General features: G+C 70.5%; 21 protein-coding genes and 1 tRNA gene. 4 read left to right on the forward strand and 18 right to left on the reverse strand.

Translation table 11 applies throughout. From position 1 onward, the window contains the following. The 11 genes from AB0K60_RS36135 to AB0K60_RS36185 all read right to left on the reverse strand — a co-directional run. The coding region (locus tag AB0K60_RS36135; protein ID WP_364065887.1) for a hypothetical protein at nt 1–290 on the reverse strand (290 nt) is incomplete at its 3' end. A 426-nt stretch (nt 291–716) separates the two neighbouring features. Beyond that, the gene (locus AB0K60_RS36140; protein ID WP_364065890.1) at nt 717–1,382 is read right to left on the reverse strand and encodes a hypothetical protein; all 666 of its coding nucleotides are present in this window, start codon (nt 1,380–1,382) and stop codon (nt 717–719) included. Between the two features lie 263 nt (nt 1,383–1,645). Then, a complete protein-coding gene (locus AB0K60_RS36145; protein WP_364065893.1) occupies nt 1,646–2,146 on the reverse strand; it encodes a hypothetical protein in 501 nt (166 codons plus the stop codon). A 265-nt stretch (nt 2,147–2,411) separates the two neighbouring features. Next, entirely contained in the window at nt 2,412–2,804 is a 393-nt protein-coding gene (gene rplL / locus AB0K60_RS36150) for a 50S ribosomal protein L7/L12 (protein ID WP_364065896.1), read from the reverse strand. 90 nt (nt 2,805–2,894) lie between these two features. Continuing rightward, nucleotides 2,895–3,419: a 50S ribosomal protein L10 gene (rplJ, locus tag AB0K60_RS36155; RefSeq protein ID WP_364065898.1), complete on the reverse strand. Its 525-nt coding sequence runs from the start codon at nt 3,417–3,419 to the stop codon at nt 2,895–2,897. A 442-nt stretch (nt 3,420–3,861) separates the two neighbouring features. Continuing rightward, nucleotides 3,862–4,704, reverse strand: coding sequence for an LppX_LprAFG lipoprotein (locus AB0K60_RS36160; RefSeq protein ID WP_364065901.1), 843 nt, complete (start codon nt 4,702–4,704; stop codon nt 3,862–3,864). Nucleotides 4,705–4,923: 219 nt separating this feature from the next. Continuing rightward, nucleotides 4,924–5,643, reverse strand: coding sequence for a 50S ribosomal protein L1 (rplA, locus tag AB0K60_RS36165; protein ID WP_364065904.1), 720 nt, complete (start codon nt 5,641–5,643; stop codon nt 4,924–4,926). A 76-nt stretch (nt 5,644–5,719) separates the two neighbouring features. After that, nucleotides 5,720–6,151 carry a 50S ribosomal protein L11 gene (gene rplK, locus AB0K60_RS36170; RefSeq protein ID WP_364065907.1) on the reverse strand — a complete coding sequence of 144 codons (432 nt, stop codon included), beginning with the start codon at nt 6,149–6,151 and terminating at the stop codon, nt 5,720–5,722. Between the two features lie 226 nt (nt 6,152–6,377). Then, entirely contained in the window at nt 6,378–7,154 is a 777-nt protein-coding gene (gene nusG, locus AB0K60_RS36175; protein ID WP_364065910.1) for a transcription termination/antitermination protein NusG, read from the reverse strand. 62 nt (nt 7,155–7,216) lie between these two features. Then, the gene (secE, locus tag AB0K60_RS36180) at nt 7,217–7,462 is read right to left on the reverse strand and encodes a preprotein translocase subunit SecE (protein WP_364065913.1); all 246 of its coding nucleotides are present in this window, start codon (nt 7,460–7,462) and stop codon (nt 7,217–7,219) included. 80 nt (nt 7,463–7,542) lie between these two features. Next, nucleotides 7,543–7,615 (reverse strand) — tRNA-Trp (locus tag AB0K60_RS36185). A gap of 196 nt (nt 7,616–7,811) precedes the next feature. Here AB0K60_RS36185 and AB0K60_RS36190 point away from each other — a divergent pair. Continuing rightward, on the forward strand, nt 7,812–9,017 hold the full coding sequence (locus AB0K60_RS36190) for a pyridoxal phosphate-dependent aminotransferase (protein ID WP_364065916.1): 1,206 nt from the start codon (nt 7,812–7,814) through the stop codon (nt 9,015–9,017). A gap of 235 nt (nt 9,018–9,252) precedes the next feature. Continuing rightward, nucleotides 9,253–10,272, forward strand: a complete 1,020-nt coding sequence (locus AB0K60_RS36195; RefSeq protein ID WP_364065919.1) for an adenosine deaminase — start codon at nt 9,253–9,255, stop codon at nt 10,270–10,272. Nucleotides 10,273–10,294: 22 nt separating this feature from the next. Here the strand turns inward: AB0K60_RS36195 and AB0K60_RS36200 are convergent, their stop codons facing one another. Together AB0K60_RS36200 and AB0K60_RS36205 are read right to left on the reverse strand one after the other, a co-directional pair. Then, nucleotides 10,295–12,319, reverse strand: a complete 2,025-nt coding sequence (locus tag AB0K60_RS36200) for a hypothetical protein (protein WP_364065922.1) — start codon at nt 12,317–12,319, stop codon at nt 10,295–10,297. Nucleotides 12,320–12,442: 123 nt separating this feature from the next. Then, the gene (locus tag AB0K60_RS36205) at nt 12,443–13,477 is read right to left on the reverse strand and encodes an AAA family ATPase (protein WP_364065925.1); all 1,035 of its coding nucleotides are present in this window, start codon (nt 13,475–13,477) and stop codon (nt 12,443–12,445) included. Nucleotides 13,478–13,648: 171 nt separating this feature from the next. Between AB0K60_RS36205 and AB0K60_RS36210 the strand changes: the two genes are divergently transcribed. Both AB0K60_RS36210 and AB0K60_RS36215 read left to right on the forward strand, forming a co-directional pair. After that, a complete protein-coding gene (locus tag AB0K60_RS36210) occupies nt 13,649–14,371 on the forward strand; it encodes a class I SAM-dependent methyltransferase (RefSeq protein WP_364065928.1) in 723 nt (240 codons plus the stop codon). Nucleotides 14,372–14,521: 150 nt separating this feature from the next. Continuing rightward, on the forward strand, nt 14,522–16,402 hold the full coding sequence (locus AB0K60_RS36215; RefSeq protein WP_364065931.1) for an acyl-CoA dehydrogenase family protein: 1,881 nt from the start codon (nt 14,522–14,524) through the stop codon (nt 16,400–16,402). Between the two features lie 3 nt (nt 16,403–16,405). Here the strand turns inward: AB0K60_RS36215 and AB0K60_RS36220 are convergent, their stop codons facing one another. From AB0K60_RS36220 to AB0K60_RS36240, 5 genes are all read right to left on the reverse strand, one after another. Further along, entirely contained in the window at nt 16,406–17,281 is an 876-nt protein-coding gene (locus tag AB0K60_RS36220; protein WP_364065934.1) for a helix-turn-helix transcriptional regulator, read from the reverse strand. Between the two features lie 354 nt (nt 17,282–17,635). Beyond that, nucleotides 17,636–18,781, reverse strand: a complete 1,146-nt coding sequence (locus tag AB0K60_RS36225; RefSeq protein WP_364065937.1) for an acetyl-CoA C-acetyltransferase — start codon at nt 18,779–18,781, stop codon at nt 17,636–17,638. 191 nt (nt 18,782–18,972) lie between these two features. Then, nucleotides 18,973–19,911, reverse strand: a complete 939-nt coding sequence (locus AB0K60_RS36230; protein WP_364066047.1) for a class F sortase — start codon at nt 19,909–19,911, stop codon at nt 18,973–18,975. Nucleotides 19,912–19,929: 18 nt separating this feature from the next. Next, nucleotides 19,930–20,784 (reverse strand): hypothetical protein, encoded by an 855-nt coding sequence (locus AB0K60_RS36235; protein ID WP_364065939.1) that lies wholly within the window; start codon nt 20,782–20,784, stop codon nt 19,930–19,932. A 233-nt stretch (nt 20,785–21,017) separates the two neighbouring features. Beyond that, nucleotides 21,018–21,812, reverse strand: coding sequence for a class F sortase (locus AB0K60_RS36240; protein WP_364065942.1), 795 nt, complete (start codon nt 21,810–21,812; stop codon nt 21,018–21,020). Between the last annotated feature and the right edge of the window lie 15 nt (nt 21,813–21,827).

A 21,827-nucleotide genomic window follows, 5' to 3' on the forward strand; every position in this document is an offset into this window, starting at 1 on the left:
GGCTCGAACCGGTGATCGCGGAACGACAGGGACATGGTCCCGGAGAAGTCCTCGATCGGGCTGATCTCCTCGAAGATCTCCTCGAGGCCGGATTGCGTCGGTACGTCCTTGCGCCCGACCTGGCGGGCCGCCTCGACCCGGGCCTTCCACTTGTCGTTGCCCAGCAGCCAGTCGAACGACTCGGTCTGCAGGGCCAGAAGGCCGGGAACTTCAAGCGGCTCCTGGATACGCGCGAAAGACACGCGACGAGGACCAGCGGGTACGGCGGAGGCGTTGCGCGAGGCTGCCAACAGATGTCCTTCCGAGGGCTCGCGGACTGACTACACGCACGCCAGACGACACCACAACGGTTACTGAGAGAAGCGGGTCGTCAAAGGGCAGCGCAAAGGGGCAGTGTAGCCGAACGGCATACACCTGTCCACTCCGCTCTCGCTCTGCGCTCCACGTTGGTCGCAGCATCGCCCGTCCGAGCCGAAACGTCAAGCCCGTGAGCCGACATTTCGGCCAACTGAGGGCCGCCACGCTGGGTTTTCCCCGCCTCGCCGCGTGAAACGAGGCGCTGGACCCTGACGATACCCGCGAGCGGATACGGCTAACACTCAGTTACCCCGAGGGGCGAACGCTTACCGATGCACGGCGCGATCGCTGAAGGAGGCATCCCCTTCCCTGCCGGTTTCTAAACACAACCTTTGCTAACAATTGGATAACGCGACATCTCAGGTGTGAACGGGCGGATTGCCCAGCAACGTGGACAGATCGTCGACCAGCCACACACCGTCACCGCGTTTGACCATCACGAACCGCACGCGCCCCTGATTGACCTCGCCCTCGCGGCTCTTGTGGCCGGGCGGGAGTTTACTAGTCGTGCGATTGACGAACATCAGCACCCTCACCCGATCGGGGGCCGCCGACTCCACCGCCGCCCCGGCGACCGTCACCTGCTGGACGGTCTGCTCGCGTCTGGCCTGCGGAATCAGGGTGGCGGCGAGCTGCCGGTAGTACTCGGCCAGGCGGGCGGTGGCGTGCCCGCGCGCCCGGGCCAGGTCCTGCTCGATGTGACGATGGTCATAGGCGAGCATGTCCGAGGCGTACGACCGCGCGGCGGCGAGGGCGGCGGTGCCGTCGGCCTCGTTCTGCCGTAGCGTACGCAGGTCGAGGTAGGACAGGGCGACGGCGACGGCGAGCACCGCCACGGCGATCGCCAGAAGCGCCACAAGCAGCCCGCCGGCCCAGCCCCGCCGCGGCGCCTCGGGTTCCTGTTCGAGGTCCTCCTGCACGCCGCCCTCGTGCACGCTCTCCGGCCTGGGCGCGGGAGCCTTCAGGACGGCCTCGGCGTCGCCCTCCCCGTCCGCGTACGGCCCGGCCGAGGCGTGGGCCCCCACCGGGCCCGCGTGGCCGATGTAGCCCTTCTGACGCGACCAACTGCGTCGGGCCGACGTCTGTGCGGGGGGTTGTGCGGGCTCCTGATGCGCGTAGGGGCGTCGCCGCGCTCCCCTGCCGTGCCTGCCCGCGCCGCTCGCCTCCGCCCCGCCCTCGGGCGACGGGAACCCGCGGACCTCCCCCAGCGCCTCATGACCCTGAACCCCATGGCCCTGTAATCCGTGACCCTGAACGTCGTGTCCCTGAACGTCGTCTCCGCCGCGTGTCACCGCACTTGCTCCGCCCTCGCCACCAGCCAGGCGCTGCCGACCTTGCTGACCCGCATGGACCATCGGTAGAAGCGATCCTGCGGCGCCGCCTTGTCGCCGTCCCACCGGATCATCCCGTCGGCGACCACGAGCACGTCGGCGGTGGTCCTCTCCGCGTTCATCGTCACCAGCCCGGTCGAGCGCACGACGCCCATCTGGACGACCTTGTTGGCGGTCGTCGTCCGTTTGAGCGCCGGAGCGTTCTTCGTGTAGCCGTCGTGGGCCTCGCCGGTCGAGGTGTCCAGGATGCGCTTGATGTCCTGATCCACCGTGCGGTGGTCGACCGACAGCAGGGCGACCGCGTGCACGCCCGCCGCCCGCATCGCCGCCTCGCGCTCCTCAAGCGCCGCGCGCGCCTCCGCGAGGTCCATCCGGATCCACACCAGTCCGCCGCCCAGGATCAGGGTCAGCGCGGCGAGTGTGAGCGTGATGACCAGGCGTCGTCTGCTGCGCTCCATCCGGCCTCCCCGTCAGGATCGTCCGGATCATAACCCGGTACGGAGATCGCTCACCGGGGCTCGGCGCAGATGGGCATGGACAGATGCGTATGGATGGGTGTGGATGGGTATGGATGGGTGCTGATGGGTTTGCGGATGGGTATGGCATTTGCGGTTGGAAACGCGAAAAGGGCCGCCACCGGCACCAGGTGACAGCCCTTCTCGTTATGCGTTCAGCGTTCCGTTCAGCGCGCCGTTGTGAGACGGCGCGTGAGCGGCGACAACGTCACTTGACGGTGACGGTGGCGCCGGCGCCCTCCAGGGCGGCCTTGGCCTTCTCCGCGGTCTCCTTGTTGACCTTCTCCAGCAGCGGCTTGGGCGCGCCGTCGACGAGGTCCTTGGCCTCCTTGAGGCCGAGGCTGGTGAGGGCCCGGACCTCCTTGATGACCTGGATCTTCTTGTCGCCGGCGGCCTCGAGGATGACGTCGAACTCGTCCTGCTCCTCGACCTCCTCGGCGGCGGCGCCCGCGCCACCCGCGGCGGGGGCGGCGGCGACGGCGACCGGGGCGGCGGCCTTGACGTCGAAGGTCTCCTCGAAGAGCTTCACGAACTCGGACAGCTCAAGAAGGGTCATCTCCTTGAAGGAGTCGAGCAGCTCCTCGTTGCTGAGCTTCGCCATGGTGGTGGTTCCTCCTGTTTTTCGTACGTTTAATCGCGACCGCGATACGCGAGTTCTCAAAATCCCCTGTACGGCGACCTGTGCCGCGGGCTACTCGCCGGCCTCGGCGCGCTTGACGCGCAGGGCCTCGGCGAGCTGAGCCATGTTCACGGGCAGCGCGTTGAAGGTGGCGGCGGCCTGGGCCATCTTCGCCTTCAGCGCACCGGCCAGCTTCGCGAGCAGAACCTCGCGGGACTCCAGGTCGGCGAGCTTGGTGATCTCCTCGGAGGACATCGCCTTACCATCGACGACGCCACCCTTGATGATCAGGAGGGGATTGGCCTTGGCGAAATCGCGCAGACCCTTCGCCGCCTCGACCACGTCGCCCTTGACGAACGCGATCGCGGTCGGGCCCTGGAGCAGATCGTCCAGGACGGAGACCCCGGCCTGATTGGCCGCGATCTTAGTCAGCGTGTTCTTCGCCACGGCGAACTTCGCGTGCCCACCGAGAGTGGAACGCAGCTGCTTCAGCTGCGCCACGGTGAGACCGCGGTACTCGGTCAGGACGGCAGCGCTGGAGCTCGTAAAGTGTTCCTTGAGCTCGGCAACGGCCGTCGCCTTGTCCGCCCTCGCCATGGGCCTCCTTCCAGATGTGCCGCCGGCGAAGGTCCCCAGGAAAAACAACAAGCCCCGGGCGCAGGGGCACCGGGGCTTCCCAGACGGAGAGTCCGCGAACAACGGGCGACTCCGGCGAGAAACTCTCACCACACCTGCGCGGGTCGCCCACTGTGTGGGACCTTCGGTCGCCGGGCTACGAGCAGCCCGACGACGACCAGCGGTCTTCGGCTGACACAAGCGTACGGGCAAACGGACGACGCATCAAATCGCCGGACGCGGCCAACGGGCGTCCACAGGGCCTCCAAGGGCCTTCAATGGGCCTCCCAATGGGCCTCCCAATGGGCATGGACGCGCGATCGCCCCCATGCCGGCATCCGAGGACCGGCATGGGGGCGTGTGAGGCGCGATGCGAGTTCGGTTCGAGCCCTGTTCAAGCCCGGTTCGGGCCCGGCGGCGAGAATCAGTTGCCGGTGCCCGAGAAGTTCTTGGGCAGCTCGCCGACCTGGTCGGCGGGCGGCTCGGAGATGTTCACCGGCTCGTTGAACGCCCGGAACTGCAGCGTCGTGCCAAAGGTGCCCTGGCTGCCCGCCGCCCCGTTCATGGTGATCTTGCGCGGCAGGCCCTCCGCGTCGATCCAGGCGTCGAACTTCATGTCCTTCAGCTTGGCGAACTCGCCGCGCGCCTTCTCCTGGACCTCGGCGGGAAGCTGCTTGACGGCCTCCTCGACCGGGAAGGTCCCGCTGTAGTGCGTGGTCTCGACCCCGCCCACGGTCTCGGTGCCGACCGCCTTGACGTCGTCGGAGGTGGTCAGCATCTTGACGCTGTTGGCCAGGTCGTACTGCTGCGCCTGGGCGAACAGCTCTTGCAGGTTGAACCCGCCCTTGGCGCTCGTCTCCGCCAGGTCGACCTTGATCCACGGCTTGGTGTTGCCGACCAAGGTGCGCAGCGCGTCGAGCTTGAGGTAGAGGGTGTCGCCGAGCAGGATCGTCCGCAGGCCGCCCGGCACCGCCTGGCCGCCGATGTTGATCTGGTCGAACGTGACGTCCGCGGCGAGCTTGGGCTTCTGCTGGTAGACCATCGAGCCCTGGATCTTGCCCGCGCCCTGCGGCGTCCCCGACAGGTCCACGACGATGTCCGCGGTATAGGTGGAGACGTCCTGGCTCTTGCGCGCGGAGTCCTGCAACGCCTCGGCGGCCGCCAGCTTGGCGTTCCCCAGCGGGGCGGGGCTCTGCGAACCGCAGCCCGACAACGCGATCAGCGCGGCCGCACCGGCGGCCAGCAGAGCGGCACTCTTACGTCGCATCAAGAATCGTCCCTTCATGTCCTTGGACGCGACACTACGTGACGCGCGGGGCTCCCGCGCGGGCGTGGAGGAAGCCTGCACGACTTCTTCACAAATCCCGGCCTTGCCGGTGAGTCTTGCCGGTGAAACGCGTGATGGGCTCCCGCCGTGGCGGCGGGAGCCCATCAGTCGTCTTCGTACGCCCGTGTCAGGCCCGTCGACCGGCCCTGATCGCGCTGCTCAGCCTTCGAGCTCGGCGGTCAGCGCGCGCGTCGCGTTGGGGTCGACCGGGATGCTCGGCCCCATCGACGTGGTGAACGTCACCTTCTTCAGGTAGCGCCCCTTGGCGGCCGACGGCTTGAGCCGCAGCACCTCGTCGAGCGCCGCCGCGTAGTTCTCCACGAGCCGCCGCTCGTCGAAGGACGCCCGGCCGATCACCAGGTGCAGGTTCGCGTGCCGGTCGACGCGGAACTCGATCTTGCCGCCCTTGATCTCGGTCACGGCCTTGGCGACGTCCGGGGTGACGGTGCCGGTCTTCGGGTTGGGCATCAGGCCACGCGGGCCGAGCACCCGGCCCAGGCGGCCGACCTTGCCCATCATGTCGGGGGTCGCGACCACGGCGTCGAACTCGCCGAGGCGGTTGCCCTTGGAGATGTCGTCGATCAGCTCGTCGGCGCCGATGATGTCGGCGCCCGCGGCGCGGGCCTCCTCGGCACGCTCACCGGTCGCGAAGACCAGGACCCGGGCGGTCTTGCCGGTGCCGTGCGGGAGGTTGACGGTGCCACGGACCATCTGGTCCGCCTTGCGGGGGTCGACGCCGAGCCGCAGCGCCACCTCCACGGTCGCGTCGAACTTGGTGACCGAGGTCTCCTTGGCGAGTTTCGCCGCCTCGGCCGGGCTGTACAGCTTCGAGCGGTCGATCAGGCCCGCCGCCTGGCGGTAGCCCTTGCTGCGCTTCATCTGCTCACTCCTTGAGTGAACCGTGGTACGGGCCGCGCCCGGCCCTCCCACAGATTCGGGAAATCCGCTGGTGTGTCTAGTCGACGATCGTGATGCCCATCGACCGGGCGGTGCCGGCGATGATCTTCTCGGCCGCCTCGATGTCGTTGGCGTTGAGGTCCTTCATCTTGGTCTGGGCGATCTCGCGCAGCTGCTCCTTGGTGAGCTTGCCCACCTTGTCGCGGTGCGGCACCGGGGAGCCCTTCTGCACGCCCGCGGCCTTCTTGATCAGCTCAGGCGCCGGGGGCGTCTTGGTGACGAAGGTGAAGCTGCGGTCCTCGTAGATGGTGATCTCAACGGGGATGATGTTGCCCCGCTGGGACTCCGTCGCGGCGTTGTACTGCTTGACGAAGTCCATGATGTTGACGCCGTGCGGACCGAGGGCGGTACCGACCGGCGGGGCGGGCGTGGCCTGGCCAGCGGGAAGCTGCACCTTCACCAACGCGGCGATTTTCCTCTTCGGAGGCATTTGTCCTTCTCCGGGTCCTTTTGCGGAAAACCCCACGGTTTGTGGGGGAGCCGTGTCGCGCACCGACCGGCGCGAGCAACGACTCGCCCCCACCGCCGGGGTGGGGGCGACATCAAAGTCTATGCGACGCGGGGAGATCCCCGAGACGAAGAACCCTCGGGAACCCTACTCGGGACCGTAGCCGAGCCCTCGGTGCTCCAGGTCGCTCCAGGTCGCTCCAGGTCGCTTAAATCTTGGAGACCTGGTTGAACGACAGCTCGACCGGGGTCTCCCGCCCGAAGATCGACACCAGCACCTTGAGCTTCTGCGACTCGGCGCTGATCTCGCTGACGGTGGCGGGAAGCGTGGCGAACGGGCCGTCCATGACCGTGACGGACTCGCCGATCTCGAAGTCGACGGTGGCGGTCTGGGCCTTGGTCTTGGCGGCCTTGGTCTCCTGCTCCGGCTCGGGCGCGAGCAGCTTGGCCACCTCGTCGAGGGTGAGCGGGCTCGGCTTGTTGGACAGGCCCACGAAGCCGGTCACGCCGGGCGTGTTGCGCACGGCCGCCCACGACTCGTCGGTCAGCTCCATCAGCACGAGCACGTAGCCGGGCAGCACGCGCTCCTTGACCGGGGTCTTCTTGCCGCCCTTGAACTCGCTGACCGTGTGGATCGGGACCTCGACACGGAAGATGTAGTCCTCCATGTTGAGCGACTGGATCCGGCTCTCGATGTTGGACTTCACCCGGTTCTCGTACCCGGCATAGGAGTGGATCACGTACCACTCGCCGGGCAGGCCGCGCAGGCCGCGCTTGAACTCCTCGACCGGGTCGACTTCGGACTCGTCCGGGACGATGTCACCGTCCTCGTCCTCGGCGACACCGACCTCGGCGGAGTCGGAGTCGACGTCGCTCTCGACGTCGGCATCGGCTTCGGCCTCGCCGGCGGCGGTCTCTACCGGCTCTTCCGGCTCTCGATCCCACTCTTCGCGGGACTCACCGGGCGACGGTGGGAACTCGGACACGGTGACTCTTTCTCTATTCGTCGACAAACAGGCGAGTTCGGCGGCGAAGGCCACCGGTCGGCTCAACCGCCGAAGATCGTCACTACACCCTTGGTGAACAAAGCGTCCAAACCAAACACGATCGCAACCATGATCAGCACGAACACCAGAACCACGGTGGTGTAGGTGATGAGGTCCCGGCGGGTCGGCCAGATGACCTTGCGAAGCTCGGCGACCACTTGGCGATAGAAGAGAGCCGGCGAGGTGCGCTTGGGCTTCTTCTTCTCGCTCGGCCTGTCCGCGGCCTCGCTGCGGGTGTCGATCGCCACAGTCCTCACCTGCATCCGTCGTGTCCGTCGCAATCCTGCGGCGCGCTTACACGCCTTCCTGGTGCGCGGACCGCACTTCGCAGGGCACGAGGGACTCGAACCCCCAACCGCCGGTTTTGGAGACCGGTGCGCTACCAATTGCGCTAGTGCCCTATGTTCGCGAACCACCCTACCGCTAATCGGGACGCGTAGGTCCCGCGTTCGTGGCCCGCTAGGTCTGGAAGTGTACGTGGGAATGGCCGCTTCGTCGAACCGGCCCGTCCGCGCACCTCAAACGCTACCCCGACCTGGGCCGTGCTTCGGGGATATCGGGCGGAAACCCGGCCACCGGATCTGAAACGATGGAGGCATGACCCGTCCCCGCATCTCAGCGCGCATCTCTTCGATCACCGAGTCCGCCACGCTGGCCGTGGACGCCAAGGCCAAGGCGATGAAGGCGGCCGGTCGTCCCGTCATCGGCTTCGGCGCCGGCGAGCCGGACTTTCCCACGCCCGGCTACATCGTGGAAGCGGCCATCGAAGCCTGCAAGAACCCGAGGTTCCACAAGTACACCCCGGCGGGCGGCCTGCCCGAGCTCAAGCAGGCCATCGCCGACAAGACGCGGCGGGACTCCGGGTACAGCGTCGAGCCGTCCCAGGTGCTGGTGACCAACGGCGGCAAGCAGGCGGTCTACGAGGCGTTCGCCACCCTGCTCGACCCCGGCGACGAGGTCCTGGTGGTCGCGCCGTACTGGACCACCTATCCCGAAGCGATCAAGCTCGCCGGCGGCGTACAGGTCGACGTGGTGACCGACGAGACCACCGGCTACCTGGCCTCGGTCGAGCAGCTCGAGGCCGCCCGCACCGAGCGCACCAAGGCGCTGCTGTTCGTCTCCCCGTCCAACCCGACCGGCGCGGTGTACTCGCGGGAGCAGGTCGTGGCGATCGGCCGCTGGGCCGCCGAGCACGAGCTGTGGGTGATCACCGACGAGATCTACGAGCACCTGGTGTACGGCTCGGCCGAGTTCACCTCGATCGCCACGGCCGTGCCCGAGCTGGGCGACCGCGTGGTGGTGCTCAACGGCGTCGCCAAGACGTACGCGATGACCGGCTGGCGGGTCGGCTGGCTGATCGGCCCGGCCGACGTGGTGAAGGCGGCGACGAACCTGCAGTCGCACGCCACCTCCAACGTCTCCAACGTGGCGCAGGCCGCCGCCCTCGCGGCGGTGTCGGGCGACCTGTCCGCGGTCGCGGAGATGCGCACCGCCTTCGACCGGCGGCGGCAGACGATCGTGCGCATGCTCAACGAGATCCCGGGCGTGGTCTGCCCCGAGCCGCTGGGCGCGTTCTACGCCTATCCGTCGATCAAGGCCCTGCTCGGCAAGGAGCTGCGCGGCCGCCGCCCGCAGACCTCCTCCGAACTGGCCGAGGTGATCCTGGAGGAGGCCGAGGTCGCGCTGGTGCCCGGCGAGGCGTTCGGCACCCCGGGCTACTTCCGGCTCTCCTACGCGCTCGGCGACGACGACCTCGTCGAGGGCGTCAGCCGCGTCGCCAAGCTCCTGTCCGAGATTCACTAGGGTCCACCTGGGGGCCACCTGGGCCCACCTGGGCCTACCAGGGGCTCCACCAGGGCCCACTCGACGCGATCAGGCGTACCCGTCGCCCTGGCGGTCCGCTCGGCGGGCCGCCGGACGCGGCGGTCGCCTGGTCACCGCATACCGCGCATAGGCGCATACAACGACCCTCGCCGACCCTCGCCCGCGCGCGGACCGCTCCGACCGGGCCTTCGCGGTCTCCCGGGTACGGCACCATATGGAAATGCCACGTCCGCTCGACAGACTGCCGAAGGCCCACCTGCACCTGCACTTCACCGGCTCGATGCGGCACTCGACGTTGATCGAGCTCGCCCGCGAGCACGGCGTGCACCTTCCCGACGCGCTTGAGCAGGACTGGCCCCCCAGGCTCAGGGCGACCGACGAGCGCGGCTGGTTCCGCTTCCAGCGGCTGTACGACATCGCCCGCTCGGTGCTGCGCCGTCCGGAGGACGTCTACCGGCTGCTGGCGGAGGCGGCGCAGGACGAGGCGGCCGAGGGCTCGCGCTGGCTGGAGATTCAGGTGGACCCGTCGGGGTACGCCCACCGGTTCGGCGGCCTGACGAGCACGCTGGAGCTCATCCTCGACGCCGCGGACCGCGCGGCGAGATCGTCCGGCGTCGGCATCGCGGTGATCGTGGCGGCGAACCGCACCCGGCACCCGCTGGACGCGCGCACGCTGGCGCGGCTCGCCGTCCAGTACGCCGGGCGGGGCGTGGTCGGCTTCGGCCTGTCCAACGACGAGCGGCGTGGCCGGGCCAGGGACTTCGACCGGGCGTTCCGCATCGCCAAGCGGGCGGACCTGCTGTCCGTGCCGCACGGCGGGGAGCTGAGCGGGCCGCAGAGCGTGGCCGAGTGCGTGGACGACCTGGAGGCGGACCGGGTCGGGCACGGCGTGCGCGCCGCCGAGTCCGAGCGGCTGATGGCGCGGCTGGCGGACCGGCGGATCTGCTGCGAGATCTGCCCGACGTCGAACGTCGGCCTCGGCGTCGCCGACAGCCCCGAGGACGTGCCGCTGCGCCGGTTGTTCGACGCGGGGGTGCCGATCGCGCTCGGCGCGGACGACCCGCTGCTGTTCAGCTCCCGGCTGCTGCCGCAGTACGAACTGGCCAGGACCGTGTACGGCTTCCGCGACGCCGAGATCGCCGAGCTGGCCCGCCAGTCCGTCCGCTCCTCCGCCGCCCCCGAATCCCTCAAAAAGGAACTGCTCGCCGAAATCGACCAGTGGCTGACGAGGTGAGCGAACCCGCTCCCGGCACGCGTCAGTCGATCACGCCGCCGGGATCCATGCCGGTGCCCCGCGTGAACGCGGCCTCGTACCGCACATCGCCGATCATGGTCCTGACCTGTGTCTCGGTCGTACGGCGAGGCGCCCCGAAGGCGCGGGAGCCGAACTGGGGACGCCCGAAACCCGACCACACGCGCTGCCCGGCCCCAAGCAGCCGCGCCGACCGCTCCCCCTCGCCGCGCGCCGCGGCGACGGCGGCGAGCTGGTCCACGGCGAGTGCGCTGCCCATGGCGTCGCCGAGCCGCCATTTCGCGGCGAGGGCGGCGTGCACGTGCTCCTCGGCCGCGTCGAGGCGACCGCGCCCGAGCTCGATGAGCGAGCGGGTGTAGTCGCCGTACGAGCGCGACCAGATCTCGCCGTTGCGCTCGCACCAGGCCCGGTGCGAGCGCAGCACCTGCTCGGCCCGCTCGTGGTCGCCCCGCCGCCCGAGGATCATCGCGTACGTGGTCTGCGCCATGGCGAGCCCGATCCCGGGGTCGGGGACGCGGCCGAACAGCTCGATCGACTCCCGCATGCGCCTGTCGGCCAGGTCCAGGTCGTCGCGGACCAGGGCGAGCACGGCGGCGACGTGGACGGCGGCCCCGGCGCCCGCCTCGTCGCCCTGGGCGGCCGCGCTCTCCAGCGCCTCAAGCGACCGTTCCGCGACGGTCTGCAGGTCGCCCTGGGCGAGCGCGACCCACGCCGACACCCACAGCGCCCTGGTCCGGGCGGGGCTGGGCCGCCGGTTGCAGGCGAGGGCCTTCTCCAGGTAGCGGCGGCCCTCGTTGATCCGCCCGGCGCAGAACCACAGGAACCACAGCGCGGCGACGAGGTCGAGCCCGTCCTGCCCGGTGATGGTGTGCTCGATCGCGGCCCGCAGGTTGGGGAACTCGCGGTGCGCCCAGTCGGCCCAGTCGAGCTGCGCGGGGCTCGCCCACTCGGCGTCGGCCCGGTCGGCCGCCTCGCGGAAGTGGCGGTAGTGGCGGCGCCGGAGGTCCTCCTCCTCGCCGAGCTCGCGCAGCCACCAGGCGCCGTACTCCCGGTGGGGGGCGTAGAGGCGGCAGCGGCCGGCCTTGGTCCGGGTGAGCACGGACGCGTCGATCAGGCGGGTGAGCGGCCGGGCGGCGTCCTCCAGCCGGGCGTCGGCGCACACGTCGATGGCCGAGCCGATGTCGAACGTGCCGGGGAACACCGACAGGCGGGCCCATAACAGCCGTTCCTCGGGCGTGCAGAGCTCGTGGCTCCAGCCGACGGCGGTGCGCAGGGTCCGGTGGCGTCCGGCCGCGGCCGGGCCGGCGATCTCGCCGAGCATCGCGAAGCCGTCGCCGGGCCGCTCGGCCAGTTGCTCGGCGGAGAGCACCCGCAGCCGCCGCGCGGCGAACTCGATCGCCAGCGGGAGGCCGTCGAGCCGCCGGCAGATCCGGCCGAGCGAGCGCCACGAGCCGATCTCGCCGACGCCCAGCGCCTCGGCGCGCACGGCGAGCAGGCGGACCGCGTCGTACCGGTCGGCGTGCTCGTCCCCGGCGGGCGGCACGGCGAGCGGCTCGACGCGATAGACCCGCTCGTACGGCAGGCCGAGCGGCCGGCGTCCGGTGGCCAGGATGCGCACCTCCGGCGCGACGGCGAGCACCCGCTCGGCGAGCGTGCGGCAGGCGGCGATCAGGTGGTCGCAGGTGTCGAGGATGAGCAGCATGCGCCTGTCGGCGAGCAGCTCGGCGAGCACCTCGTGCTGCGGGCGCGCGGCCTGCTCGCCGAGCCCGAGCGTGGCCGAGACCCCGTGGGCGAGCAGGTGGCCGTCGCGTTCGCCGGACAGGTCGGCGAACCAGACGCCGTCGGGGAACTCCGCCATCCGGCCGGCCTCGACGGCGAGCCGGGTCTTGCCCACGCCCGCGGGCCCGGTCAGGGTCACCAGCGAGGTGTCCCTGATCAACCGGCCGAGCTCCGCGAGCTCGGCCGAGCGCCCGATGAGGCCGCCGATCTCCGTCGGCAGGTTGCCCACCCGCCGTGTCGTCTCCATCACCAGTCCCGCCCTCCTGACGACGTTCAGGCAACATGCCGCCCGTAACGAATCGGCCACCCTGCAGAGAGAGGGGAGGGGAAGTCCTCTGCCGAAGGCAAAGGATCCTCCTACCCGGATAGGGTTTCACTTCGGTCCGCGTTCATTCAACCACGTAACGTAATCGTCATGACGCCGCCGCAGGTCTTCCCGCTCCCCCAGCCGGTCCAGCCAGCGGGCGCCGAACCGCCGGATCCCGCGCAGCGTGCGGTAGCGCGCTCCGCCCGGGTGATCGCACGTGAACACGACCGACTTCTCGACCAGCCCGCCGATCGTGTCGAGCACGGCGTCGGCGGGCAGCGGCCCGCCCGAGCACACGAACTCGGCGGCCTCCAGGTCGAAGTCCGCGCCGAACACCGACATCCGCGCCCACAGCAGCCGTTCGCGGGGGGTGCACAGCTCGTGGCTCCAGCCGATCGCGGCCCGCATGCTGTGGTGCCGCCGCGGCCCGGCCGTCCCGCCCTCCGGCGCCTCGGCGGGCACCTCGCCCCCCTCCCGCAGCCCGCCGATCAGCTCCCGTACGGAGCCGCCGGGCAGCCACCGGGCGGCCAGTTCGATGGCGAGGGGAAGGCGGTCGAGCAGGTCGCACGCCTCCGCCGCCTCCGCGTCGGTCACCGCGGGGGTCCGGGCGTCGAGCCGCTCCCGCAGCAGCGTGACGGCGTCGTCGAGCCGCATCGGGCGCACGAGGTAGACGTGCTCGCCGGGTACGCCGAGCGCCTGTCGGCCGGTGGTGAGGATCCGCAGGTTCGGTACGGCCCGCAGCAGCGCCGTGGCCAGCTCGGCGACGGCGTCCACGAGCTGGTCGCAGGTGTCCAGGACGAGCAGCACGTCCCGGCGGCGGAACCAGGTGGCCATCGCCTCGACGGCGGACCGGGCCGGGTCCTCCTCCAGCCCGAGCGACCGCGCGACCGCGTACGGCAGCGCCTCCGGGTCGTCCAGCGGCTCCAGATCCACCAGCACGGTGAGATCGACGGGGATCCCCCCGGCGTCGCCGAGCACCCGGCGGGCGAGCCGGGTCTTGCCGACGCCCCCGGCGCCGGTGAGCGTGACCAGGCGGGATCGCTTGAGGAGCAGCCCCACTTCGGCGAGTTCCGGCCGCCGTCCGACGAAGGTCGTATCCATGAAACACCTCTCGCGAGCCCCTTATCGTAGGTGCGCCGGGGCCGCGCCGGGGATATGTGGGCACTAGACTCCCGACGTATCCGCGAATTCGGCGGGCCGCCGGGCGCGGCGACCCCGAGCGGCGTGACCCTCAATCGATCGGAAACGGGACCAATGTCTGGGTATGACCGTGTGGTTCAGCCTGCGGCCGGTGACGAGGCACTGGAGAACCATCTTGGCGGCGACGAGGCGAAGAACTACCGGCGCTACGAGTTCGACATGGTGGCCCCGCATGTCGGCCGCTCGCTGCTGGAGATCGGGTCGGGCCTGGGCCACTTCGCCGAGCAGTTCCTGCCGCGCCTGGACAGGCTGGTGGTGAGCGACTTCGATCCCTACTGCGTGGAGCAGCTGACCAAGCGGTTCGCCGACCGCGACGACGTCGAGGTGCTGCAGTTCGGCCTGCCGACCGAGATCCCGCTGGAGGAGAAGGTCGACACGGTCGTCATGATGAACGTCCTTGAGCACATCGAGCAGGACGTGGAGGCGCTGCGCTCGCTGGCGAAGGTGACGCTGCCGGGCGGTCGCATCGTCATCTGGGTACCCGGCTATATGCAGCTTTATGGCGACTTCGACCGAAAGGTCGGGCACGTCACCCGCTACACCCCCGCGACGCTGCGGGCCACCGTCGACCGCGCGGGCCTGGAGGTCGAGGTGCTCAAGCCGATCAACTTCCTCGGCGGCATCGCCTGGTGGGCGGCGGTACGGCGCGGCGGCGTCGGCTACCCCGACCCCCGCCTGGTCAAGATCTACGACCGCACGGTGGTCCCGCTGACGCGGCTCATCGAGCGCTTCATCCGCCCGCCCTTCGGCCAGACGGTCTTCTGTGTCGCCCGCGTCCCGCGGACCACGACCTGACGCTCCGGATCCCGTTCGGGATCCCATCTGACCCCCAACGGCAATAAAGCCCCGATCGTACTGGTCGGCCTCCCACTGGGTACGTAGACGACACAACGTACATCAAACGTACACAGAACGTCGTCCCCCAGGCGTCTTTGGGAGGCCGAGATGACGGATTACGCGAAGGCACGCGAAGTCGCCGAGCAGGCGCGCGAGCGGGAATGGACCCGCCCGAGCTTCGGCAAACAGCTCTTCCTCGGCGATCTCCGGCTGGACCTGGTGCACCCCGTCCCGCGTCCGGGCGAGGAGGAGACCGCCCGCGGCGACGACTTCCTGCGCGCGCTGCGCAGGTTTCTGGAGGACAAGGTCGATCCCGCCGCCATCGAACGCGAGTCGGTCATCCCGCCGGACGTCGTCACCGGGCTCGCCGACCTGGGCGCGTTCGGCATGAAGATCGAGCCGGAGTACGGCGGGCTGGGCCTGAGCCACCTGTACTACACCCGGGCGCTGATGCTCGTCGGCTCCTACTCCCCCGCGATCGCCACGCTGCTGTCGGCCCACCAGTCGATCGGCGTGCCGCAGCCGCTGCGCCTGTTCGGCACCGAGGCGCAGAAGCGGGCGTTCCTGCCCCGCTGCGCCCGGGGCGAGATCTCGGCGTTCCTGCTCACCGAGCCCGACGTGGGCTCCGACCCCGCCCGCCTGGCCACCACGGCCGTGCGCGACGGCGACCACTACGTGCTCGACGGGGTGAAGCTGTGGACCACCAACGGCACGGTCGCCGACCTGCTGGTGGTGATGGCGCGGACCGGCGAGCGCATCAGCGCGTTCGTCGTCGAGGCGAACACCCCGGGCATCACGGTCGAGCGCCGCAACGCGTTCATGGGCCTGCGCGGCATCGAGAACGGCCTGACCCGGTTCGAGCACGTCCGGGTCCCGGCGGAGAACCTGATCGGCCGGGAGGGGCAGGGCCTGAAGATCGCGCTGACCACGCTCAACACCGGCCGCCTGTCGCTCCCGGCGGTGTGCGCGGGGACGGCCAAGTGGGCGGCGCGGATCGCCCGCGAGTGGTGCGGCACCCGCGTGCAGTGGGGGCGCCGGATCGGCGAGCACGAGGCGGTGGCCGGGAAGATCGCCTTCATCGCGTGCTCGGCGTACGCGCTTGAGGCGCTGGTGGACCTGTCCAGCCGCCTCGCCGACGACGAGCGCAACGACATCCGCATCGAGGCGGCGCTGGCCAAGCTGTGGGCGTCGGAGATGGCCTGGCGGGTGGCCGACGAGCTGGTGCAGATCCGCGGCGGGCGCGGCTTCGAGACGGCCGAGTCGCTGGCCGCGCGCGGCGAGCGGGGGGTGCCAGCCGAGCAGATGCTGCGCGACCTGCGCATCAACCGCATCTTCGAGGGCTCGACCGAGATCATGCATCTGCTCATCGCGCGGGAGGCCGTGGACGCGCACCTCGCCGCGGCGGGCGAGCTGGTCGATCCCACGGCCGACCTGCGGGCCAAGGCCGCCGCCGCGCGCCGGGCCGGGGGGTTCTACGCCCGGTGGCTGCCGACGCTCGTCACCGGGCCGGGCAGCCGTCCGGGGACGTTCGCCGAGTTCGAGCCGCTCGCGCACCAATTGCGGTACGTGGAGCGGGCGAGCCGCAAGCTGGCCCGGTCGACGTTCTACGGCATGTCCCGGTGGCAGGGGAGGCTGGAGCACCGGCAGCGCTTCCTCGGGCGGCTGGTGGACATCGGGGCGGAGCTGTTCGCGATGACCGCGGTGTGCCTGCGGGCCCGGCAGGACGCGGCCAGGCTGGGGCGCCGGCCGTACGAACTCGCGGACGGGTTCTGCCGGCAGGCGCGGCAGCGGGTGGAGGCGCTCTTCCACGACCTGTGGAGCAACTGCGACGACATCGACGCCAGGATCGCCGGCCGGGTGCTGGACTGGCGCTACGCGTTTCTGGAGGAGGGCGTGCTCGACCCTTCGATCGACGGGCCGTGGATCGCCTCCTCGGCCGCCTCCACCGCCTCCGACCCTCGGGGCGCCCGGGCGAGGGCGCGGCGGTGATCGCTAGCCGAGCTCGTCGAGCAGGTCCTTGAGGAACTGCTTGGTCGCGGCGACGGAGTTCGCCTGGACGCTCACCCGGTCCATGATCTCCATGTAGGGGTCGGTGTCCTCGCGCTTGTCCAGGTAGAGCGCGCTGGTGAGCTGTTCGAGGTAGACCACGTCGGGCAGCACCGGCTCGCTGAAGCGCAGGAACGTGAACGGCCCGCCGGCCGCGGCGTGGCCGCCCCGGGCGAAGGGCAGGACCTGGAGCCGGATGTTGGGCCGCTCGGTCATCTTCAGCAGGTGCTCGATCTGGCCGCGCATCACCTGCGTCCCGCCGAGAGGGCGGCGCACCGCGGCCTCGTCGACGACCGCCCAGAGGGTGGGGGCGTCGGGGCCGAGCAGCCGCTCCTGGCGGCGTGCACGAAGCTCGATGCGGCGCTCGATCTCCTCCTTGCTCGCCCGGGGGTGCCCCAGCACGATCACGGCGCGCGCGTAGTCGCGGCTCTGCAGCAGGCCGGGCACGAACTGGATCTCGTAGGTGCGGATGATCGCCGCGGCCTCCTCCAGGCCGACGTACACCTCGAACCAGCTCGGCAGCAGATCGCTGTACTTGTGCCACCAGCCGGGCCGGTTGGCCTGGCGGGCGAGCTGCAGCAGCGGGGCCCGCTCCTCGGGGGCGGCCACGCCGTACAGGGTGAGCAGATCGGCGACGTCGCGCTCCTTGAAGCCGACCTTGCCGAGCTCCAACCGGCTGATCTTGGCGTGCGAGGCGCGGATGGCGTAACCGGCGTCCTCGCGGCTGATGCCCCTTTCCTGGCGCAGCCGCCGCAGCTGGCTGCCGAGCAGGATACGCAACACGGTCGGGCCGCCCTTGGCCGACACGGCCGGGGCCACCACGGGAGATTGATGCTCGCTCTCTCCTGCGCGCTCGACAACCATTTCGGTCCCCCTAGGGCGATACCTGGAACATCGGTAAGTGTTGCATCTGGCACCATGTACGTACAGCGGCAATCACAGATGCACGTGCACTTGTCAACACTCGTGACGCACAAAGTGAAAGCTGAACATATTCCGTACGGCGCCGCAAGCTTGACCGACTCGCGCCGCCGGTATGGACCATTCCAGATGATAACCGGCGAGGGACAGCGCAACGCCCGTCCCAGGCTGAGACGGGCGTCACAGAACGATCGACGATTCGCCTATGGTCCTCCGACCGTGTCCTCTGATCGTGTCCTCTGATCGTTGCGCCGATCAGAGGCGCTCGATGATGGTGACGTTGGCCTGGCCGCCGCCCTCGCACATCGTCTGCAGGCCGTACCGGCCGCCGGTGCGCTCCAGCTCGTGCAGCAGCTTGGTCATCAGGATCGCGCCGGTGCCGCCCAGCGGGTGGCCGAGCGCGATCGCGCCGCCGTTCGGGTTGGTCTTCGCCGGGTCGGCGCCGATCTCCTTCAGCCACGCCAGCGGCACCGGGGCGAAGGCCTCGTTGATCTCGACGACGTCGATGTCGTCGATGGACAGGCCCGCGCGCTCCAGGGCCCGGCGGGTGGCCGGGATCGGGGCGGTCAGCATGTACACCGGGTCGTCGCCCAGCACGGTGAGGGTGACGATACGGGCCCGCGGGGTCAGGTTGTGCTCGCGCACCGCCCGCTCGGAGGCGACCAGCACCGCACCGGAGCCGTCGGAGATCTGCGAGGAGGTCGCGGCGGTGATCCGGCCGCCCTCGCGCAGCGTCTTGAGCGAGGCCATCTTCTCCAGCGTGGTGTCCGGACGCGGCCCCTCGTCGTCCTCGACGCCGGCGAGCGGGGCGATCTGGTCCTTGAACCGGCCGTCGGCGATCGCCTTCGCCGCCCGCTGGTGGCTCTCGAGCGCGTACTCCTCCAGCTCCTCGCGGGACAGGTCCCACTTCTCGCACATCAGCTCGGCGCCGTTGAACTGGGAGATCTCCTGCATGCCGTACCGGGCGAGCCAGCCCTCGCCGAACGGGAACGGCATGCCCTTCTCCACCCCGAGGCTGACCGAGGCGCCGATGGGCACGATGCTCATCGACTCCACGCCGGCCGCGACGACCAGGTCCTGGGTGCCGGAGAGCACGCCCTGGGCGGCGAAGTGCAGGGCCTGCTGCGAGGAGCCGCACTGGCGGTCGATACTGACGCCGGGCACGGTCTCCGGCAGGCCCGCCGACAGCCAGGCGTTGCGGGCGATGTCCATGCTCTGCGGCCCCACCTGCGAGACACAGCCCATGATGACGTCGTCCACGGCGGCGGGATCGATGCCGGTGCGCTCCACGAGCGCCTTGAGGGAGTGGGCGGCCAGATCGGTGGGGTGGACGCCGGAGAGCCCGCCCTTCTTCTTGCCGATCGGGCTGCGGACCGCCCCGACGATGTACGCCTCTGCCACGGGTGCCTCCTAGGGTCCTTCCCGAAAACCGAGCATTGTTCGGTCAATTAGGAGGCTACTACAGAATTTAGCTCTGGATGATTGGGGGGTACGGCACGGCGATCCGGGCACGCCCGGGGCGGCGTCGGGCAAGGGCAACGTCGGGCGGAGGCAACGTCGGGCGGAGGCGGCGTCGGGCTGGGGCGGCGCGGCTATCGGGACAGGCGGGTGCTCGTCATCGTGGCGTAGACGATGACGTTGTCGGTGTAGTGGCCGGTGGTGCGGTCGTAGACGCCGCCGCAGGTGATCAGGCGCAGTTGGGCGGTCTCGGCGTCGCCGTACACGCGGTGGGTGGGGAAGACGTCCTTGCTCGCCTGCTCGACGCCGCCGACGGTGAAGACGGCCACCGTGCCGTCCATGCGGACGACCTCGATCGTGTCGCCGTGCCGCAGCTCGGGCACCCGGGAGAAGACGGCGCTGCGGGTGCGGGTGTCCTTGTGGCCGAGCATCACCGCCGGGCCCGCCTGGCCCGCGGTGGGGCCGAACCGGTACCAGCCGACCAGGTTGGGGTTGTCCGGCGGGGGCACCTCGATGGCGCCCCGGCGGTCCAGGCCGACCGACCGGATCGGGGCGTTCACGCCGATCTTGGGGATGATCAGGCGGCGGGGGGTGGAGGGCTGCATCGCCGGGGCCGGGGGCAGGGACGGCACCGGGGCCGCGGCGTTTGGATCGAGGCGGGTGAGCGCGCCCGCGTTGGAGGCGTCCGGGGCGGTGGGCTGCACGCCGAGGTTGAGCGAGGTGCGGCCGTCGTCGGCGAGGCCGTACTCCGCGGGGTTGGCCAGCATGAACAGCAGCCCGACGGCCACGGTGACCACGCCGGCCACGGCCGCCAGGATGAGCACGGCGCGCAGGGCCTGGCCGCCGGGGACGGGCGGCTCGGGCTCGGGTTGCGGTTCGGGCTGCTGCGGCCACGGGTAGACGACCTGCGGCTGCGGGAAGCCGGGATAGACCGGGGCGCCGTAGGGCTGCGGAGTGCCCGGATACTGCGGAGTGCCTGGGTACTGCGGGGCGCCCGGGTACTGGGGGGAACCGCCGTTCGCGGGGTACTGGTCGCCGGTCGGGTACGGGCCCTGGCCGGGAGGCGGTGGCATGGACACCGGATGCTCCGATCAGCCTCGCGCGAGACGCCGCCGCCGCAACGCGAGCCCGCCCGCCGCGGCCCCCAGCACCATGATCGTGCCGGTCAGCACGAACATGCGGCCGTCCGGTCCCGCCTCGCCGCCCCCGCCGGTCGCCGCGCCGCCGTTGGGCGTCTTCTCCACCTTCGAGTCCTTCGGCTCGTCCGCCGTGACCGTCACCTCGACGGTCTTGGTGCCCTGGGGCGTGGGACTCGTGCTGGCCGTCGTTGTGGTGTTGCTGGGGCTGGGACTGGTGGACGAGGTGCCGGACACCGCCGCCGTGACCGCGGCCGGGGCGGTGCTGCCGGTGGTGGCGATCTGGCAGGAGTAGAGCTCGGCGCCGGCGGCCGCGCCCGCCTGGGCGACCCGCAGGGTGAAGCCCCTGGCGCTCAGGGCCAGGGAGGTCGCGCCCGTCGGCGGCGTCACGGTCACCGTCGCCGTGGGGATGGGGGCCAGGGCCGCGTTCGGCTGCAGCGCCGCGTTCACCGACGCGGAGCCGGTGGGGAGCACCTCGCGGACGGCAGGCTGCACCGGGGTGGCGCTGATCGAGACCTGCGGGATGATCTGGATGATCGATCCGGTGGGGATGGCCTCGGCGGCGTTGAACGCCGGGCTCGCGTTGCCGATCACCAGGGTGGCCGTGTAGGCCGTCCCGGCGGTCGCCGACGCGTTGCCCGTGAGGTTCACCGTGACCTGGTGCGTGGTCGACGTGCCCGAGCCCGAGGTGCACGTGTAGCTGACGGTCTTGGTGTCCGCGCCCGCGGGCAGGTTCAGCAGGAGAGCGCCCGCGCCGAAGGTGCCGAGGGCAGCGGCCATGAGGGCGAGGCGTCGCTGTGCCTGGGACACTCGCACAGTCTTTCTCCCATTCCGGTGCTCATCGTCGGAGTCAGGGCGTACCAGGATCGCAGTGCATGGTCACGGTCAAGTCGCGATCTTATTGACTTCCTCTGGCGATCGCGTATCACAACGGTGAGTCAAAACAAGATCTTCCCGTAACCGTTACACAAGCCTAGAACCCCTTCCCCGTACGGCGTGCCGTTCTCGCCAAACCGTTCCACCGGCCCCAGCGATCACGGTCGTTAACGGGCGCGGGTGCCCGACAGGGTGGCGTACACGATGATGTTGTCGGTGTAGCTGTGCCGCTTGGCGTTGTAGACGCCGCCGCAGGTGATCAGGCGCAGGCCGGCCTCGGTGGCGTTGCCGTACACCCGGTTGGTGGGGAAGCTGTTCTTGCTGACCTGCTCCACGCCGTCCACGGTGAACTCGGCCACGACGCCGTCCGAGCGGGTCACCAGGATCTTCTGGCCGCGCCTGATCTCTCGCAGCCGGCTGAAGACGGCCGCGCCGCTGCGGTTGTTGACGTGGCCGAGGATCACGGCGGGGCCGAGTTCGCCCGGGATGGGGCCGTGGCGGTACCAGCCGGCCAGGTTGCGCTGGTTGAGCGGCGGCACCTGGATCTCGCCCGAGCGCTGCAGGCCCAGGCGCATCGTCGGGGCCGACACGCCGATGTCGGGGATGGCGATCCGGATGGGGCGCACCTTCTTGGACGTGGTCACCGGGCGCACCGGCTTGACGGCGGGCGAGGGCGGCGGGGCGGTCGGCGCGGCCTGGGTCAGCGGCACGCCCGGGCCGCCGGGGCCGACCGTCGGGGGCAGGTAGGCGCCGCTGCCGCCCGCGTTCACCGCGTTCAGCTCGGCCTGCGGGGCGGCGGCCTCGTCGTCGGTGGGGGCGGCGGGCGACAGGAAGGCCAGCAGGCCCGCCATGACGGCCACGATCCCGGCCAGGCAGGCAAGCAGCAGCAGCGCGGGGAGCGCCGCCTGCGGCAGGGTTCGCCCTGGGCGGCGCGACCGATCGTCCTGCTGGTTGGGCATCATCGTCGCCGTCCCCCG

Source organism: Thermopolyspora sp. NPDC052614 (assembly GCF_040678635.1).
Lineage (GTDB): Bacteria > Actinomycetota > Actinomycetes > Streptosporangiales > Streptosporangiaceae > Thermopolyspora.

Coding starts and splice junctions, on each gene's coding strand:
- rplL (WP_364065896.1), bottom strand. CDS start 2,804: ATGGCGAAGCTCAGCAACGAGGAGCTGCTCGACTCCTTCAAGGAGATG.
- AB0K60_RS36205 (WP_364065925.1), bottom strand. CDS start 13,477: ATGGATACGACCTTCGTCGGACGGCGGCCGGAACTCGCCGAAGTGGGG.
- rplA (WP_364065904.1), bottom strand. CDS start 5,643: ATGAAGCGCAGCAAGGGCTACCGCCAGGCGGCGGGCCTGATCGACCGC.
- AB0K60_RS36145 (WP_364065893.1), bottom strand. CDS start 2,146: ATGGAGCGCAGCAGACGACGCCTGGTCATCACGCTCACACTCGCCGCG.
- AB0K60_RS36215 (WP_364065931.1), top strand. CDS start 14,522: ATGACGGATTACGCGAAGGCACGCGAAGTCGCCGAGCAGGCGCGCGAG.
- AB0K60_RS36160 (WP_364065901.1), bottom strand. CDS start 4,704: ATGCGACGTAAGAGTGCCGCTCTGCTGGCCGCCGGTGCGGCCGCGCTG.
- AB0K60_RS36240 (WP_364065942.1), bottom strand. CDS start 21,812: ATGATGCCCAACCAGCAGGACGATCGGTCGCGCCGCCCAGGGCGAACC.
- AB0K60_RS36230 (WP_364066047.1), bottom strand. CDS start 19,911: ATGCCACCGCCTCCCGGCCAGGGCCCGTACCCGACCGGCGACCAGTAC.
- rplK (WP_364065907.1), bottom strand. CDS start 6,151: ATGCCTCCGAAGAGGAAAATCGCCGCGTTGGTGAAGGTGCAGCTTCCC.
- rplJ (WP_364065898.1), bottom strand. CDS start 3,419: ATGGCGAGGGCGGACAAGGCGACGGCCGTTGCCGAGCTCAAGGAACAC.
- AB0K60_RS36195 (WP_364065919.1), top strand. CDS start 9,253: ATGGAAATGCCACGTCCGCTCGACAGACTGCCGAAGGCCCACCTGCAC.
- AB0K60_RS36190 (WP_364065916.1), top strand. CDS start 7,812: ATGACCCGTCCCCGCATCTCAGCGCGCATCTCTTCGATCACCGAGTCC.